Origin of the sequence: Humibacter sp. RRB41 (assembly GCF_022761015.1) — a bacterium.
GTDB lineage: Bacteria > Actinomycetota > Actinomycetes > Actinomycetales > Microbacteriaceae > Humibacter.
The window spans coordinates 1,176,142-1,193,156 of the sequence record NZ_JAKWJQ010000001.1 but is presented as its reverse complement, the minus strand read 5'-3'; the positions used below and the strand labels follow the sequence as shown (position 1 = coordinate 1,193,156).

The 17,015-nt window shown below is 68.4% G+C and carries 16 protein-coding genes; 9 read left to right on the top strand and 7 right to left on the bottom strand.

Annotated features, from left to right (window positions below):
• Window positions 1–20: 20 nt before the first annotated feature.
• The 6 genes from MJ603_RS05620 to MJ603_RS05595 all read left to right on the top strand — a co-directional run bounded on the left by MJ603_RS05620 (window position 21) and on the right by MJ603_RS05595 (window position 6,604).
• The gene (locus tag MJ603_RS05620) at window positions 21–1,529 is read left to right on the top strand and encodes a fumarylacetoacetate hydrolase family protein (protein ID WP_243062741.1); all 1,509 of its coding nucleotides are present in this window, start codon (window positions 21–23) and stop codon (window positions 1,527–1,529) included.
• Window positions 1,526–2,224, top strand: coding sequence for a GntR family transcriptional regulator (locus MJ603_RS05615; RefSeq protein ID WP_243062658.1), 699 nt, complete (start codon window positions 1,526–1,528; stop codon window positions 2,222–2,224). The genes MJ603_RS05620 and MJ603_RS05615 overlap by 4 nt, the downstream gene beginning before the upstream one ends.
• Window positions 2,221–3,738, top strand: coding sequence for a 5-carboxymethyl-2-hydroxymuconate semialdehyde dehydrogenase (hpaE, locus tag MJ603_RS05610; protein ID WP_243062657.1), 1,518 nt, complete (start codon window positions 2,221–2,223; stop codon window positions 3,736–3,738). Before MJ603_RS05615 ends, hpaE begins: the two co-directional genes overlap by 4 nt.
• 18 nt (window positions 3,739–3,756) lie before the next feature.
• Window positions 3,757–4,923, top strand: coding sequence for a 3,4-dihydroxyphenylacetate 2,3-dioxygenase (gene hpaD / locus MJ603_RS05605; protein ID WP_243062656.1), 1,167 nt, complete (start codon window positions 3,757–3,759; stop codon window positions 4,921–4,923).
• Window positions 4,924–5,045: 122 nt separating this feature from the next.
• Window positions 5,046–5,831, top strand: a complete 786-nt coding sequence (gene hpaH / locus MJ603_RS05600) for a 2-oxo-hept-4-ene-1,7-dioate hydratase (protein ID WP_243062655.1) — start codon at window positions 5,046–5,048, stop codon at window positions 5,829–5,831.
• The gene (locus MJ603_RS05595; protein WP_243062654.1) at window positions 5,816–6,604 is read left to right on the top strand and encodes an aldolase/citrate lyase family protein; all 789 of its coding nucleotides are present in this window, start codon (window positions 5,816–5,818) and stop codon (window positions 6,602–6,604) included. The genes hpaH and MJ603_RS05595 overlap by 16 nt, the downstream gene beginning before the upstream one ends.
• A 29-nt stretch (window positions 6,605–6,633) precedes the next feature.
• Here the strand turns inward: MJ603_RS05595 and hutI are convergent, their stop codons facing one another.
• From hutI to hutH, 3 genes are all read right to left on the bottom strand, one after another.
• Entirely contained in the window at window positions 6,634–7,845 is a 1,212-nt protein-coding gene (gene hutI, locus MJ603_RS05590) for an imidazolonepropionase (protein ID WP_243062653.1), read from the bottom strand.
• A gap of 16 nt (window positions 7,846–7,861) precedes the next feature.
• A complete protein-coding gene (gene hutU / locus MJ603_RS05585) occupies window positions 7,862–9,517 on the bottom strand; it encodes a urocanate hydratase (protein ID WP_243062652.1) in 1,656 nt (551 codons plus the stop codon).
• 178 nt (window positions 9,518–9,695) lie between these two features.
• A complete protein-coding gene (gene hutH, locus MJ603_RS05580; RefSeq protein WP_243062651.1) occupies window positions 9,696–11,249 on the bottom strand; it encodes a histidine ammonia-lyase in 1,554 nt (517 codons plus the stop codon).
• A 101-nt stretch (window positions 11,250–11,350) separates the two neighbouring features.
• Between hutH and MJ603_RS05575 the strand changes: the two genes are divergently transcribed.
• On the top strand, window positions 11,351–12,103 hold the full coding sequence (locus MJ603_RS05575) for an IclR family transcriptional regulator (RefSeq protein ID WP_243062650.1): 753 nt from the start codon (window positions 11,351–11,353) through the stop codon (window positions 12,101–12,103).
• Window positions 12,104–12,113: 10 nt separating this feature from the next.
• On the opposite strand, the gene MJ603_RS05570 is transcribed toward MJ603_RS05575, so the two are convergent.
• Window positions 12,114–13,013, bottom strand: a complete 900-nt coding sequence (locus tag MJ603_RS05570) for an arginase family protein (protein ID WP_243062649.1) — start codon at window positions 13,011–13,013, stop codon at window positions 12,114–12,116.
• Between the two features lie 31 nt (window positions 13,014–13,044).
• Window positions 13,045–13,545 (bottom strand): MarR family winged helix-turn-helix transcriptional regulator, encoded by a 501-nt coding sequence (locus MJ603_RS05565; protein WP_243062648.1) that lies wholly within the window; start codon window positions 13,543–13,545, stop codon window positions 13,045–13,047.
• 115 nt (window positions 13,546–13,660) lie between these two features.
• Between MJ603_RS05565 and MJ603_RS05560 the strand changes: the two genes are divergently transcribed.
• Window positions 13,661–14,629 (top strand): zinc-binding alcohol dehydrogenase family protein, encoded by a 969-nt coding sequence (locus tag MJ603_RS05560; protein WP_243062647.1) that lies wholly within the window; start codon window positions 13,661–13,663, stop codon window positions 14,627–14,629.
• 17 nt (window positions 14,630–14,646) lie between these two features.
• Here the strand turns inward: MJ603_RS05560 and MJ603_RS05555 are convergent, their stop codons facing one another.
• Window positions 14,647–15,762, bottom strand: a complete 1,116-nt coding sequence (locus MJ603_RS05555) for a Xaa-Pro peptidase family protein (RefSeq protein ID WP_243062646.1) — start codon at window positions 15,760–15,762, stop codon at window positions 14,647–14,649.
• Window positions 15,763–15,786: 24 nt separating this feature from the next.
• Window positions 15,787–16,281, bottom strand: a complete 495-nt coding sequence (locus MJ603_RS05550) for a MarR family winged helix-turn-helix transcriptional regulator (protein WP_243062645.1) — start codon at window positions 16,279–16,281, stop codon at window positions 15,787–15,789.
• Between MJ603_RS05550 and MJ603_RS05545 the strand changes: the two genes are divergently transcribed.
• Window positions 16,259–17,014 (top strand): NADPH-dependent F420 reductase, encoded by a 756-nt coding sequence (locus tag MJ603_RS05545; RefSeq protein ID WP_308220569.1) that lies wholly within the window; start codon window positions 16,259–16,261, stop codon window positions 17,012–17,014. The genes MJ603_RS05550 and MJ603_RS05545 overlap by 23 nt on opposite strands.
• Window position 17,015: the final 1 nt, after the last annotated feature.

Sequence of the window (17,015 nt, the reverse complement as noted above, 5' to 3'; positions counted from 1 at the left end):
TCGGCATGGCAGACAACGGCATGGCAGACAACGGAGACGACCTGCACACCAGCACGGATGTCCGCTTCGCCGCGCTCCCCACTCGTCCCGGCAAGATCGTCGCCGTTCACCTCAGCTACGCATCGCGTGCCGATCAGCGACGTCGACGGCCGGCAGCGCCGTCCTACTTCTTCAAGCCGTCCAGCTCGGTGGCGGCGTCCGGCAGCACCATCGAACGGCCGCTCGGCACCGAGCTGCTCGCGTTCGAGGGCGAGATCGCGCTCGTCATCGGCACCGCAGCTCGCCGGGTGACGCTCGAGGATGCCTGGAACCACGTTGCGTGGGTCACCGCTGCGGATGACTTCGGTCTGTACGACCTGCGCGCGAACGACAAGGGATCGAACCTGCGCTCGAAGGGCGGCGACGGCTACACGCCGATCGGCACGCGCCTGATCGACGCCCGCGCTGTCGACCCTGCCGCTCTCCGACTGCGCACCTGGGTCAACGACGAACTCGTGCAGAGCGACACCAGCGCAGGACTGCTCTTCCCCCTAGCCCAGTTCGTGGCCGACCTCTCGCAGCACTTCACGCTCGAGCCGGGTGACGTCATCTTGACGGGTACCCCCGCCGGGTCGTCGGTCGTCGTTCCCGGTGACGTCGTCGAGGTGGAAGTCGACGCACCGAATGCCGCAGGCGCACCGAGCTCCGGCCGGCTCGTCACCACCGTGGTGCAGGGTGAGCGCGGCTTCGACGCCGAGCTCGGCTCGCTGCCCGCCGCCGACGATCAGCAGCGCGAGGATGCGTGGGGATCGCGTGAGGCCGCAGGGTTGCGTGCGACGACATCTACTCTCTCGCCAGAGCTGCGGTCGAAACTCGAGAAGGCCCCGACCGCCGGCCTGTCGTCGCAGTTGCGCAAGCGTGGGTTGAACAACGTGTCGATCGATGGGCTGCGGCCACTGCACCCGGAGACGAAGCTGGTCGGCACGGCCAAGACGCTGCGTTTCGTGCCGAATCGCGAGGATCTTTTCGTCTCGCACGGCGGCGGCTACAACGCACAGAAGCGTGCGTTCGACGGGGTGCAGCCCGGCGACGTCATCGTCATCGAGGCGCGAGGGGACATCGCGGCCGGCACTCTCGGCGACATCCTGGCGCTCCGTGCGAACGCTGCGGGTGCTGCCGGCATCGTCACCGATGGGGCGGTGCGGGACGCCGATGCCGTCGCAGCGGTGGGCCTTCCCGTGTTCGCCGGCGGTGTGCATCCTGCCGTGCTCGGACGTCGTCACGTCGCGTGGGATGACGACCTCACGATCGCGTGCGGTGGCGCAACGGTGCAGCCGGGCGACGTCATCGTCGGCGACGCCGACGGTGTGCTGGTCATCCCCGCCGCCCTCGCGGAAGAGATCGTCGACGCGGCGCTGGCGCAGGAAGACGAGGATGCCTACATCGCGCAGCAGGTCGCGCTCGGGCATCCGCTCGACGGCCTGTTCCCGATGAACGCGCAGTGGCGAGCGAAGTACGAGCAGCGCGACGCCGGCGAGAACGAATCATGACCGACGTGCCGACACGGACCGAAACGGCGGTTCAGACCGAGAGCAAGTCGCAGCGCGCCTACGACCATGTTCACGACCGCATCGTGCGTCGTCTCTACTCTCCCGGCTACCGGCTCGTGCTCGGAGCCATCGCCGAGGAACTGGAGATGAGCGTCGTGCCGGTACGCGAGGCGATCCGTCGCCTCGAGGCGGAGGGCTACGTCACGTTCGAGCACAACGTCGGGGCGCGGGTGGCCGTGCCGGACGAGTCGGAGTACGTCTACACGATGCAGACGCTCGGGCTGGTCGAGGGCTCCGCGATCTCGCTCGCCGCACCGCTGCTGACGCCCGACGTGCTGGCCGAGGCGCGCGCCGTGAACAAGCGGTTGCAGCGGCTGCTCGACCACTTCGATCCGAACGAGTTCACCCGGCTCAACCACCAGTTCCACGCCATCCTGTTCGAGCATTGCCCGAATCCGCACATCCTCGACCTCGTGCACCGCGGTTGGCGGCGCCTGCCCGACGTACGCGACTCGACGTTCGCGGTCATCCCGGAGCGCGCAGAGCATTCCGTCGAGGAACACGAAGACATCCTGCGGCTCATCGAACAGGATGCCCCGGCCCTGGAGATCGAGCTGGCCGCACGAAACCACCGTTGGCGCACCATGAACTTGTTCGTCGCCGCCCGCCACCACGACCACCTGGAGGAAGCATGAGCGAGACCGAAACGGCGCTCGCATCCGGCCGCGTGCCGGACGGGCTGCCGGAACGCATCCGCCATTACATCGACGGAGAGTTCGTCGACTCGGCGGACGGCGACACCTTCGATGTGCTCGACCCCGTCACGAACGAGACGTACGTGCAGGCGGCGGCCGGCAGAAAGGCCGACATCGACCGCGCCGTCGCCGCAGCACGGCGCGCCTTCACGGAAGGTCCATGGCCGCGGATGCTCCCCCGTGAGCGTTCCCGCGTGCTGCACAGCGTCGCGGACATCGTGGAGTCGCGGGATGCCCGCCTCGCCGAGCTCGAGACGTTCGACACCGGTCTGCCGATCACGCAGGCGCTCGGACAAGCCCGTCGCGCTGCCGAGAACTTCAGGTTCTTCGCCGACCTGATCGTCGCCCAGGCGGACGACGCGTTCAAGGTTCCCGGGCGTCAGATGAACTACGTGAACCGCAAGCCGATCGGCGTCGCAGGGCTCATCACGCCGTGGAACACACCGTTCATGCTCGAATCGTGGAAGCTCGGCCCGGCGCTCGCGACCGGGAACACCGTGGTACTGAAGCCGGCGGAGTTCACGCCGCTGTCGGCATCCCTCTGGGCGGGCATCTTCGAGGAAGCCGGGCTGCCGAAGGGGGTGTTCAACCTCGTCAACGGGTTGGGTGAGGATGCCGGTGACGCGTTGGTCAAGCATCCGGATGTTCCGCTCATCTCGTTCACGGGCGAGTCGAGCACCGGCCAGCTCATCTTCGCGAACGCGGCGCCGTTCTTGAAGGGGCTGTCGATGGAACTCGGCGGCAAGTCGCCGGCCGTCGTGTTCGCGGACGCGGACCTGGATGCCGCGATCGACGCGACGATCTTCGGCGTGTTCTCGCTCAACGGCGAGCGCTGCACGGCCGGCAGCCGCATTCTGGTCGAGCGGCCGGTGTACGACGAGTTCGTCGAGCGATACGCGGCACAAGCCAGGCGCGTGAAGGTCGGATACCCGCACGACGCGTCGACCGAGGTCGGCGCGCTCGTGCATCCAGAGCACTTCGCGAAGGTGATGAGTTATATCGAGCTCGGAAAGACCGAGGGACGGTTGGTGGCCGGAGGCGGACGTCCCCAGGGATTCGAGACAGGCAACTTCGTCGCCCCGACGGTCTTCGCCGACGTGAAGCCGGATGCCCGCATCTTCCAGGAGGAGATCTTCGGCCCGGTCGTCGCGATCACTCCTTTCGACACCGACGAGGAGGCGCTCGCGCTGGCGAACGGCGTCAAGTACGGACTCGCCGCCTACGTGTGGACGAACGACCTGAAGCGAGCACACAACTTCGCCCAGGCGATCGAAGCGGGCATGGTGTGGCTGAACTCCAACAACGTGCGCGACCTGCGCACTCCGTTCGGCGGCGTGAAGGCATCCGGCCTTGGACACGAGGGCGGCTATCGCTCGATCGACTTCTACACCGACCAGCAGGCCGTGCACATCACGCTCGGCCCGACCGCGAACCCCACCTTCGGCAAGCAGTGAACCAGCAAGGACGCTGAGATGACCAGACGCAAGGACATGACCCTCACCTCCTCCGGGTTCTACGTGTCGCAGGAGGCGCCCATCGCCACCGACAATCCGGTCGCGACGCCGACAGCGCCGGCGCCGGACATCCTGCGCTGCGCCTACGTGGAGCTCGTCGTCACCGACCTGAAGCGCTCACGCGAGTTCTACGTCGACGTGCTCGGCCTGACAGTGACCGAAGAGGACGAGAACACCGTCTACCTGCGCTCGCTGGAGGAGTTCATCCACCACAACCTCGTGCTGCGCAAGGGTGCGGTCGCCGCCGCTGCGGCGTTCTCCTACCGCGTGCGCGCACCGGAGGACCTCGACAGAGCCGTCGCGTTCTTCTCCGAGCTCGGATGCCGCGTCGAGCGTCGAGCCGACGGCTTCACGAAGGGCGTCGGCGACTCGGTGCGCGTCACCGATCCGCTCGGATTCCCCTACGAGTTCTTCCACGATGTCGAGCACGTCGAGCGCCTGGCCTGGCGGTACGACCTCTACACGCCCGGCTCGCTGGTGCGGCTCGACCACTTCAACCAGGTCACGCCGGACGTGCCGCGCGCCACGAAATTCATGCAGGACCTCGGGTTCAGGGTGACCGAAGACATCCAGGACGAAGAGGGCACCGTGTATGCGTCGTGGCTGCGTCGCAAACCCACCGTGCACGACACCGCGATGACGGGCGGAGACGGACCGCGGATGCACCACGTGGCGTTCTCCACGCACGAGAAGCACAACATCCTCGCCATCTGCGACAAGCTCGGCGCCCTGCGGCGCTCGGACTGCATCGAGCGCGGACCAGGACGCCACGGCGTCTCGAACGCGTTCTACCTCTACCTGCGCGACCCCGACGGCCACCGGGTGGAGATCTACACGCAGGACTACTACACGGGCGACCCCGACAACCCGGTGGTCACCTGGGACGTGCACGACAACCAGCGCCGCGACTGGTGGGGCAACCCCGTCGTGCCGAGCTGGTACACGGATGCCTCGCTCGTGCTCGATCTCGACGGCAACCCGCAGCCCGTGGTGGCGCGCACCGAGGCCAGCGAACTCGCGGTCACCATCGGCGCCGACGGCTTCTCGTACACCCGACCGGACGAAGGCGAGGAGTCGATGCCCGAATGGAAGCAGGGCGAGTACAAGCTGGGACACCAGCTGTAGTTGCCGCCCGCCACTACTCCGCCGCTACCCCGGTTCAGGTCGCACAAAGTGGGCTCAAAACGGCGGATTTTCCCCACATTCTGCGACCGGAAGAGGATCTGCCAGTGATGAAGGAGACACGGATGCTCGACGATGACGTCATAACGGGGCTCGCCGAGGAGCTCGCCGAGGCAGGACGCACGAAAAGCGTCATTCCGCGGATCACGGCCAGGCATCCGGATGCCACGATCGAGGACTCGTATGCCATTCAGGGCATATGGCGCGATGCGAACCTGGCGGCCGGGCGCCGACTCGTCGGACGCAAGATCGGCCTGACCTCGAGGGCGATGCAACAAGCCACCGGCATCACGGAACCCGACTACGGCGTCATGTTCGACGACACCGTCTGGCAGACCGGCGCCGTGGTCCCGTTCGACGACTTCTCGAACGTGCGCATCGAGGTCGAGCTGGCCTTCGTGCTGAACCGCCCGCTCGAGGGTCCGCACTGCACTCTGTTCGACGTGCTGCGCGCCACCGAATACGTCACGCCCGCCTTGGAGATCCTCAACTCGCACATCGAGTTGGAGGGGCGAACGATCGTCGACACCATCAGCGACAACGCCGCCTACGGCGGCATCGTTCTCGGCGGGAATCCCACGGCACCGGATGCCGTCGACCTGCGCTGGGTCTCCGCGCTGCTCTATCGCAACGAGACGATCGAGGAGTCCGGCGTCGCGGCCGCCGTGCTGAACCATCCGGCGACGGGCGTGGCCTGGCTCGCGAACAAACTGCACCAGCACGGGGCACGTCTCGAAGCGGGCGAGATCATCCTCGCCGGTTCCTTCACCAGGCCGATGTGGGTGTCCAGGGGCGACACCGTGTTCTGCGACTACCGAGAGATGGGAACGATCACGTGCCGATTCAACTGAACCCGACGTTTCGGGACGCACTGCGCGCGGCATCCCGCCCCCTGGCAGGCATGTGGGTGTGCACGGCGAGCCCGCTGGTCGCCGAGATCTGCGCGGGCGCTGGTCTTGACTGGCTGTTGATCGACATGGAGCACGTACCCAACGGACTGGAGCGCGTGCTCGCTCAACTGCACGCGGTCGCCGCGCACCAGACGACGCCGGTGGTGCGCGTACCGGTGAACGACACCGTGATCATCAAGCAGGTGCTCGACCTCGGCGCCCAGAACCTTTTGGTGCCGATGGTGTCGTCCGCCGACGAGGCGATGGCAGCGGTCGAGGCTGTGCGGTATCCCCCGAGAGGCCGACGCGGCGTCGGGTCCGCCCTGTCGCGCTCGGCGCGCTGGAACCGCGTCGCCGGCTACCTCGACGACGCCGACGAGCACGTCTCGCTCTTCGTGCAGGTCGAGACGACGGATGCCGTCGCCGCGGCAGGCGAGATCGCCGCGGTCGACGGCGTCGACGGCGTGTTCGTCGGCCCGTCCGACCTCGCAGCGTCGATGGGCTTGCTGGGCCAGCAGACGCACCCGGATGTCGTCGCCGCCGTGCTGCGCGCCTTCGAGGCTGTGCGAGAGGCGGGCAAACCGGTCGGCGTGAATGCGTTCGACCCGGCGACGGCGGATGCTTACCTTGCGGCCGGCGCCGCCTTCATTCTGGTGGGCGCGGATGTCACGGTGCTCGCCAGGGAGTCGGACGCGCTCGCGGCGCGGTACGTGGGAGACGCACGCCCGCTCTGATGAACCCTGCTCACGCGGGCACGAGGCGTTCAGTGCACGCGCAGCTCAACCCCGTGCTTCCACACACGTAGCACGAGCGGAACGCCCGGGCGGTACGCGAGGTAGACGTGGCTGGGTGCGTCGAGCAGCACGAGGTCAGCGCTGGCGCCTGGCGACAGGCATCCGATATCGTCGCGCCGCAGCGCGGCCGCGCCGCCTGCAGTGGCGGCCCAGAGCGCCTCGTCCGGCGTCATGCCCAGCTCACGCACGGCCAGCGCGATGACGAACGGCATCGACGAGGTGAAACACGAACCCGGGTTGCAATCGCTCGCGAGGGCGAGCGTGACACCGGCGGTCAGCAGGGCACGGGCATCAGGGTACGTATGCCTCGTCGAGAACTCGACGCCCGGCAGCAGCGTGCACACCGTGTTCGAGCCGGCGAGCGCCGCGATGTCGTCGCCGGAGAGATAGGTGGCGTGATCGACGCTCGCCGCGTCGAGTTCGACCGCAAGCCGCACGCCGTCTCCCTCGCCGAGCTGCCCGGCATGGATGCGTGCCCCCAACCCGCGCGCCAGCCCCGCCTTCAGAATGCGCTCGGCCTCGTCCACCGTGAACGCGCCCTCCTCGCAGAACACGTCGATCCATCGCGTGTGCTCGGCACAGGCATCCAGCATCGGGCCGACCACCAGGTCGACGTACGCGTTGCGATCGTCCGCATACTCCGGCGGCACGACGTGGGCACCGAGGAACGTGACCTCGTCGGTCACCTCGCGGGCGAGCCGGGCGAGCCGTTCCTCGTCCTCCACGTCAAGGCCGTACCCGGTCTTCACCTCGAACGTCGTCGTCCCCTGCGAGGCCAGTTCCCGTTCGAAACGCTGCAAGGTGGAACGAAGCTGCTCGTCGCTCGCGTTCCGCGTCGCCTCGACCGTGCGCAGGATGCCTCCGGCCGCGTACCGATCCCCCGCCATGCGGGCGACGAACTCGTCGGCGCGATCCCCGGCGAACGCGAGGTGGGTGTGGCTGTCGACGAAACCGGGGATGACCGCGCGGCCACCGGCATCCACCCGCTCGACATCGCCCTGCAGAAGCCTGGCGACCTGTGGCGCCGCGTCGGCCTGCGGTCCGACCCACACGATCTCGCCGTCGCGGGCGATCAGCGCGGCATCGCGCACGGCACCGAGCGGGTCGCCTTCGCGAGCGCCGCGAGTGGCCGGATCGTTCGTGACGAGCAAGCCGATGCCGTGCAGGAACAGCGTGCTCATGACCGTCGAATCATCCTCATTCCTCAAGCATGGGGACGCGAAGTCCGCGTTCGCGTGCAACCTGCGCGGCGCGTTCGTAACCCGCATCGACGTGCCGCATCACGCCGGTGCCGGGGTCGTTGGTCAGAACACGCTCGATCTTCTGCTCCGCAAGGGCTGTGCCGTCCGCCACCACGACCTGGCCGGCGTGGATGGAACGCCCGATGCCGACGCCGCCGCCGTGGTGGATCGATACCCAGGTCGCACCCGACGCCGTGTTCAGCAGCGCGTTCAGCAGCGGCCAGTCTGCGATGGCATCCGACCCGTCCTTCATGCCTTCGGTCTCTCGATACGGCGAAGCGACAGAGCCTGAGTCGAGATGGTCACGACCGATCACGATCGGCGCCGAGAGCTCACCTGAGGCGACGAGTTCGTTGAAGCGCAGACCAGCGAGGTGACGTTCCTTGTAGCCGAGCCAGCAGATGCGAGCCGGCAGCCCCTCGAAGTGCACCTTCTCGGAGGCCTTCGTGATCCAACGGTGCAGCTTCTCGTCGTCGGGGAAGAGTTCGAGGATCGCCTTGTCTGTGACAGCGATGTCGTTCGGGTCACCCGACAACGCCACCCACCTGAACGGTCCCTTCCCCTCCTCGAACAGCGGCCGGATGTGCGCTGGCACGAACCCGGGGAACGCGAACGCGCGGTCGTAGCCGCCCACGTGCGCCTCGGCACGGATCGAGTTGCCGTAGTCGAAGACCTCGGCACCGGCATCCAGGAACCCGACCATGGCCTCGACCTGCTTCGCCATGGATGCCCGCGCCTTCGCCGTGAACCCCTCGGGGTCCGCCTTCGCTGCGTCGTGCCACTCCTCGACGGAGACGCCCTCTGGCAGATAACTGAGCGGGTCGTGCGCACTGGTCTGGTCGGTGACGATGTCGATCGGAACACCGCGTCTCAGCAGCTCGGGGAACACCGTCGCCGCATTGCCGACGAGTCCGATGGAGTGCGCCTGCCCTGCCTGCCGAGCGACCAGCGCATGGGTCACGGCGTCGTCGAGATCATCGGTGAGTTCGTCGAGATAGCCGTGATCGACACGACGCTGCAAGCGTGCGCGGTCGACGTCGACGACGAGCACAGCTCCGTCGTTCATGGTCACGGCGAGGGGCTGCGCGCCGCCCATTCCGCCGCATCCGCCGGTCAGGGTGAGTGTGCCGGCGAGCGAGCCGCGGAACCTCTTGTCTGCAACAGCGGCGAACGTCTCGTAGGTGCCCTGCAGAATGCCCTGGCTGCCGATGTAGATCCACGAGCCGGCGGTCATCTGTCCGTACATCGTGAGCCCGGCGGCCTCGAGCTTGCGGAACTCGGGCCACGTCGCCCAGTCAGGCACGAGGTTGGAGTTGGCGATGAGCACGCGGGGCGCCCACTCGTGAGTGCGGAACACTCCAACCGGCTTGCCGGATTGCACGAGCAGCGTCTCGTCGGCATCCAACGTCGTCAGCGTGCGCACAATGGCGTCGTATGCTTCCCAACTGCGCGCCGCACGACCGGTTCCGCCGTAGACGACGAGGTCCTCCGGCCGCTCGGCGACATCGGGATCGAGGTTGTTCATCAGCATGCGCAGCGGGGCCTCGGTCTGCCACGACTTGGCGCGCAACCTGGTGCCGTGCGGTGCATGAATGGGGAGTCGGTCGTTCATCTCAGTGCTCCTTCTCAACGCGTCTCAGTTCTGCGGCTCGGGTCTGCAGCTCGGGTCTGCAGCTCGCCCGAGAACAGGCAAACCTCGCCGAGACAGGCAGAACCTGCCTGTTCTCGCGCGGAGAGCGCGATCCTGCCTGTTTTCGGGGGAAGGACGTTTTCGCGGGACGGCTCCACGGTCATCGCAGAGGCCCCGTGACGTTCTCGACGGCGGTGAGGATGCTCCCATCTGCCACCAACTCGACAGCGGCCTCGATCTCCGGCGAGAGCGCTCGATCGGGCCCAGGTCCCGCCACGCGGGTGCGCAGCGCGTCGCGAGCAGCCCCTGTCGCCGCACCGGGCGTGAGCGGTGCTCGCAGATCGAGCGACCTGGCTGCCGTGAGCAGCTCGATGGCGAGAACGCGAGTCAGCCCGTCGACGGCGCGACGCAGCTTGCGCGCCGCGGCCCAGCCCATCGAGACGTGATCCTCCTGCATCGCACTGGAGGGAATCGAGTCGACGGATGCCGGCACCGCCAGCCGCTTCAACTCGCTCACGATCCCCGCCGCGGTGTACTGCGCGATCATGAGTCCCGAGTCCACGCCGGCACGGTCGGCAAGGAAGGCCGACAGACCCTTGCTGCGTGAGACGTCCAGGTGGCGGTCGATGCGACGCTCGGCGATGCTCGCGGCATCCGCAACGGCGATCGCGAGGAAGTCGAGCACGTATCCGACCGGTGCGCCGTGGAAGTTGCCGTTGGAGACCACGCGCCCGTCGAGCGTGACCACCGGGTTGTCGACCGCAGAGGCGAGCTCGCGTTCGGCGACGGACCTCGCGTGCTCGACCGTGTCGCGTCCCGCACCGGCGACCTGCGGGGAGCAACGCAGCGAGTAGGCATCCTGAACCGTCGGATCCTCCGGGCCCGCGTGGCTCTTCACGATGGGCGAACCGCCCAGCAGGGTTCGGAGGTTCGCGGCGGATGCCGCCTGGCCGGTCTGCGGACGCAGTGCCTGCAGATCGGCGGCGAAGACGGCATCCGTTCCGAGCAGCGCTTCGACACTCATCGCGGCGGTGATGTCGGCCACCCGGTAGAGCACGTCGAGGTCGGTGATGCCCATCGCCAGCATGCCGAGCATGCCGTCGGTTCCGTTGATGAGGGCGAGGCCCTCCTTCTCCGCGAGCGCGATCGGGCGGATGCCTGCGGCAGCGAGCGCCTCCGCCGCCGGCTTCACGAGGCCGTCGGCATCGCGCACGTCGCCCTCGCCGAGCAGCGCGAGCGCACAGTGCGCGAGCGGCGCCAGGTCACCGGAACAGCCGAGCGAGCCGTACTCGCGCACGATCGGCGTGATACCTGCGTTGAGCACATCGGCGTAGGCCTGCGCCGTGCTCGCGCGCACGCCCGTGCGACCGGTCATCAGCGTGCTCAGGCGCAGCAGCATGAGCCCCCGCACCACCTCCCGCTCGACCTCCGGACCGGATCCCGCGGCATGCGAGCGGATCAGGCTGAGCTGAAGCTGCTCGCGGTCCGACCGCTCGATGTAGGTGGTGGCAAGTGCCCCGAAGCCCGTCGAGATGCCGTAGTGCGGCTCTGGATCGTCGGCGAGCGCCTCGATCACGCTGCGGGTGTCGGAGACCCTGGCGACGGCATCCGGATCGAGAGCGATGCGGGCGCCGTGCCGGGCAACGGCGACGACGTCGGCGATCGACAGGGGGCCGACGCCGACGACGATCTCCGCGGTGGTGGTGATGGTCATGCATCCATTGCACGTCTTTCCCGGCCGTGACGGCACGGGGTACCGACGATCGTCGTCCGGGATACCGGACAACGCGTCATTCACCGGCGTAGCATGAGCGGATGCCCGGCAAGGCCCCTGCAGCCGACGCGACACTGCGCATCCTGCGTCTGATGTCGCAGCAGCGCGGTCCCGTTGCGGCTGCGACGATCGCGCGCAGCCTCGCGCTGCCGCGCTCGACCGTGTACCAGCTGCTCACGGCGCTCACCGATCACGGATTCGTCGTTCCGCTGCCCGAGGTCAAGAAGTACGGGCTCGGCGTGGCGGCGTTCGAGCTCTCCAGCGGCTTCAGCAGGCAGCAGCCGCTCACCCGCATCGGCGCCCCCGTCGTCGCCAGACTGGTCGACGACCTCGGGCTCAGCGGCCATCTCACCGTGCTGCTCGGGCGCGACGTCGTCTACCTCGTCGAGGAGCGGGCGCCGCACGGGCCGTTCCTCGTCACGGATGTCGGCGTGCGGCTCCCCGCACATCTCACCGCGTCGGGGCTGGCCATGCTCGCCGGTCTGCCCGCCGCCCAGGTGCGCGCGCTCTACCCCGACCGGTCGTCATTCACGACCCGCACCGGCATCGGCGTCTCGACTTATAGGGAGCTGAGCGCGACGCTGCGGCTGACCAGGGACCGCGGATACGCGCTCGAGGAGTCCAGCGTGACGGATGGCCTGAAGTCCGTCGCCGTCGCCGTGCCCGACCACGTCGGGTGGCCGGCGGCATCCGTCGCCGTCACGTTCGACACGGCGCGCGACGTCGACGTCGAATCGACTGCCGTGCGCATCGCGGCGTCCGCTGCCGAGCTGGCGCGGCGCATCCGCGGCTGAGCATTGCCCATCAGCGCGAGGCGAAGCCCGCGATCGCCTCCAGCACGACGAGGCCGGCGAGGCGCACGGTGCGGCCGTCGGGGGCATCCCGTGTCGCGTCGACCTCGGCGATGTCGATCGAGACGACGCGGGGGTCGCTCGCCAGCAGTCGGACCGTGCGCCGCAGCTGGTGGGCTGAGAGACCACCGGGGATCGATGCGGGGCAGGCGGGCGCGACGGCGCGGTCGCAGGCATCCACGTCGACGTCGACGTGAATCGGGCCGCCTGCTGAGCCTGCGACGTCCAGTGCCTGCTTCGCGATGTCGCCGATCGTCCACTCCTCGAAATCGTCGCGCCGCACGATCGTGATGCCGGCATCGAAGGCCCTGCGATCGTAGAACTCGGAGTTCGCGAAGTCCGCGATGCCCAGTTGCGCGACGCGACGGCCGTCGAGCCCGGACTCGAGCAGACGCCGCACCGCGGATCCGTTCGAGACGCCGTCGCGCAGATCGTGATGCGCATCGATCGTGATCAGTCCGGCATCCGCCAGCGAGTCGCCGTACGCGCCGAGCGCGACGCTGTACGTCAGCGCGTTGTCGCCGCCGAGTGCGATGACCAGCCCGCACGCGGATACCGCCCGCCGCACCGCAGCGATCGCCTCGGCCTCACCGTCACCGTCCGGCTCGACGACGTCACCGAAGTCCACGACCGACGGCCACGAAACGCCCGCCGCGAACGTTCCATAACGCTGGAGCGCCGTGCGCACCGCGGCGGGGGTGGCATGCCCACCGGTGGCCGACAGCGACGTGCGCCAGGTCGGAACGCCGATCACCCCCACGTCGGCCCGCTCGGATGCCCCGAGCGAGTCGGCGGACGGCCAGCGCCCCGCTCGCGGCCAATTGGCATCCTCGAACAGCGTCGTCTCGGTCATGCTGGGCACCCTACGCGCACGCGGGCCGCGACTACTCGCGGACCTGCGACAGGTCGATCCCGTGTCGATGCATCGAGGAGAGGACGACGGTGCCGGCGATGCGGGTGAGCGCGTCGGCGTCACGCGGCGTCAGCCCGCTCAGAAGTGCGGCGACCTCCGCGCCGAACTCTGCCGTGATCGCGGTCGTCAGGCGACGCCCTTCTTCCGTGAGGGAGACCCGAACCGAGCGACGGTCATCAGCCGACGGAGTGCGCTGCACGAAGTTGCGTCGCTCTGCCCGCGCCACAAGGCCGGAGACGCTCGACTTGTCCAGCTCGAGCAGTCGCGCGAGCTCGTTCACTGTGGGGCGGCGGTCGCGCAGGATGCCCAGCATGCGCGCGAGCACGATGCTCATGTCGTGCTCGGCCGCCGTTCGCTCCAGCATGGCGTGCACGACGAACGAGAGCTGCGTCAGCGCGTCCATCGTGTCGAGTGGCGCCACGCCCTCGTGGCGCGATGGGCGCCCGCCCTCCACTGCCCGCTCCGATGTCACGCCGGAAGTCTACTTGATTTAGTTCGTGACACCAACTAGATTGGTACGTGCCACCAACTAAACCCAGCTGCCCCGACGACGATCACCAGATGCAAGCCGGAGAGAAGAGATCATCATGACCACCATGAACGCCGCGGTCGTCACCGCATTCGACCAGCCGCCGCAGTACTCCGAATTCCCCGTCCCCGAGGCGCGGGGAGCCGATGAGCAACTCGCCGAGGTGCTGGCGGCGGGCCTGCACCCCAGGGTGCGCACCGGGGCATCCGGCGCTCACTACACGAGCAGCGGAACGCTGCCGATGGTGCCGGGCATCGATGGTGTCGCTCGCAGGGACGACGGATCGCTCGTGTACTTCGTCGCCGACGACGACGTCGTCGGCACCATGGCCGATCGTGCCGTGGTCGACGCACGCAGGAGCATTCCGCTTCCGAGTGACGCCGACGTGCCGCTCATCGCCGCCGCCATGAACCCCGCGATGTCGTCGTGGGTCGCACTGCGCAAGCGCGTCACGCTGACCCCGGGCTCGAGCGTGCTCGTCCTGGGGGCGACCGGCAACGCCGGCACCGCCGCCGTGCAACTCGCCAAGCGGCTCGGTGCGGGCAGGGTGATCGCCGCGGGACGCAGCAGGGCGCGCCTCGACGCCCTCGCCGACCTGGGGGCCGACGAACTCGTGCAGCTGACCGACGACACGGATGCCACCGCTCGCTCGCTCGCGGACGCCGCGTCCGAGATCGACGTCGCTGTCGACTACCTGTGGGGTGAGCCCACGTCACGAGCGATCATGGCCATCCTCACCGCACGCGAGGACAAGGGCAGAGCGCTCGACTGGGTGGAGATCGGCGGAATGGCCGGCCCGACGATCGAGCTGCCGTCCGTGGCGCTCCGGTCGGCGAACTTCCGTCTGTCGGGCTCCGGTCAGGGCGCCCTTTCTCCGCGGGGTTTCTTGGCGGAGCTGCCGTCGCTGATCGACGAGTTGTTGGCGGGGGCCGTCGCGCTCTCGCCGCGGGTCATCCCGCTGTCCGACGTCGAGCGGGTCTGGAACGAACCCGACGTGCCTGGCGAGCGGATCGTCTTCGTGCCGTAGGCATCCGCTCGTCGTGTTCACACCACGGTGAGGCCGTGCGGCCGAACATTGAGCGGCTTGACGCCGTCGTCCGTCACGACGACGATGTCTTCGATGCGCGCACCCCAGTCGCCCGTGAAGTAGATGCCGGGCTCGACGCTGAAGGCCATGCCAGGCTCGAGCACTGTGCCGTTGCCGGCCACGATGTACGGCTCCTCGTGCACCGACAGGCCGATGCCGTGGCCGGTGCGGTGGATGAACCGGTCTGCGAGGCCGGCGGCAGCGAGCACGTCGCGAGCTGCGGCATCCACAGACTCGGCCGTCACGCCGGGGCGCACAGACTCGACTGCGGCACGCTGTGCCCTCTCGAGCGCCGAATACGCCTCCAGAACGTCCGCCCGCACCTCCCCCGTCGCGTAGGTGCGCGTGCTGTCGGAGTTGTAGCCGAGCGCGATCGGCCCTCCGATGTCGACGACGACCGTCTCACCCTCGTCGATCACGCGGTCGGACACCTCGTGATGCGGATCCGCACCGTTCGGACCGCTGCCGACGATCACGAAGTCGGCCTCGGCGTGACCCTCCTCGACGATCGCGTCGGCGATGTCGGCCGCGACCTCGCGCTCGGTACGGCCCGGCCGAAGCCATTCGGCGACACGCGCATGCACGCGGTCGATCGCGGCGCCCGCTTCGCGCAGCGCGGCGATCTCTGCGGCGTCCTTCACCATGCGCAGGGTGCGCAGCACGGGTGTGGCGAGCTCGATGCCGGCATCCGCCGTCACGGTCAAAGGCACGGAGTGCAGAGCGGGCATCGCCTCGGAGACCCCGAGCCGGTGCACGACGCCCAGCCCACTGAGAGCCAGCGCGTAAGGGTCCTGCCCGTCCACCCAGTCGCGCACCTCGAGCCCGGCGTCACCGATCGCCGACGCTCGCAGCGCCGCGAGCTCCATGCGCGGCGCGACGACGTACGCATCGCCATCGCGCGGGATCACCAGAGCGGTCAGCCGCTCGAACGTGCTCGCCCGCGACCCGAGCAGATACAGCAGATCGGGTCCGGGCGAGACCACGATAGCGTCGAGCCCTGCCCGTTCGACCAGTCCAGCTGCCCGCGTGAGACGGTTCAGATAGACGGTCGTGTCGAAACGTTCATCGGCCATGTCCGCCAGCGTAGGCCGAGCCCGTCACGAGCGCGAGGCTGCCAGCTGTCCCATGTTGCGCTGGGGGTCGAGCCGTTCGACGAGGGGCTCCAGGATGTCGGCGAGTGCCTCCAGCTGGTCCCGGTCGAGCCGGTCGATGATCAGATCGCGCACCTGGGCGAGGTGTCCTGGCAGTGCACGCACCAAAACCTTACGGCCGTCGGATGTCAGCCGCACGTTGATCACCCGCCCGTCGCTCGCGCCGCCCTCGCGTTCGACCAGGCCGCGCTCCACGAGCTTGCCGATCACCTTCGACAGCCTCGGCATCGTCGAGTCGACCATGGCCGCGATGTCGGTCATGCGCATCGTGTTCGCCTTGGCGCGCTTGAGTCCGCTCAGCACCATGAACTCGAAGTGGGTGATCCCCGCCTCCGCCCGCAGGTGTGCGTCCAGCGCGGCGGGCAGCAGCTCTGACGTGGTCACGAGGGCGAGCCACGCGCGCGACTCGAGCGGGTCCATGCGGGGGACCGACATCGCCATGAAAAAGTCACCTCACGAATTCGGGAATAGTTGTAGTGGCAACTTGTTGAATCGCATTAGTTGCACTTGCAACAAGTTTAGATCAGGTCGAGAGTTTCAGGAGAACAACATGACCAGCATCACGGTGATCGGCACAGGCAACATGGGAGCAGCCATCGCTGCCATCGCGGCGAAGGGCGGAGATGTCGTCCAGGTGATCGCGCGCGACGCGGCCAAGGCGAACGAACTGGCCCAGCAGATCGGCGGAACGTCGAGCACTTTCGGCGACGCGCTGACCGGCGACATCGTGATCCTTGCGCTGCCCTACCCGGCGCTCGACGACGTTGTCAGCACCTACGGCGCCCAGCTGAACGGCAAGACCGTCGTCGACCTGACCAATCCGGTCGACTTCGCGACGTTCGACGGCCTCACGGTTCCGGCCGACTCCTCGGCTGCCGCCGAGCTTCAGGGCAAGCTGCCCGGCGCAGCGGTGCTGAAGGCGTTCAACACCAACTTCGCGAGCACCCTCGCAACCGGCTCCATCGGCGATGTTCCCACCACCGTGGTGGTCGCCGGTGACGACGAGGCCGCCAAAGCGGTGTTCGCCCGCGTGCTGACCGAAGCCGGGCTCGCGGTCGCCGACGCAGGTTCGCTCAAGCGCGCTCGCGAGCTCGAGGCGCTCGGCTTCCTGCAGATGGTGCTCGCCGTGCGCGAGCAGATCGGCTGGACAGGAGGCTTCGCGGTCCGCTCCTGAG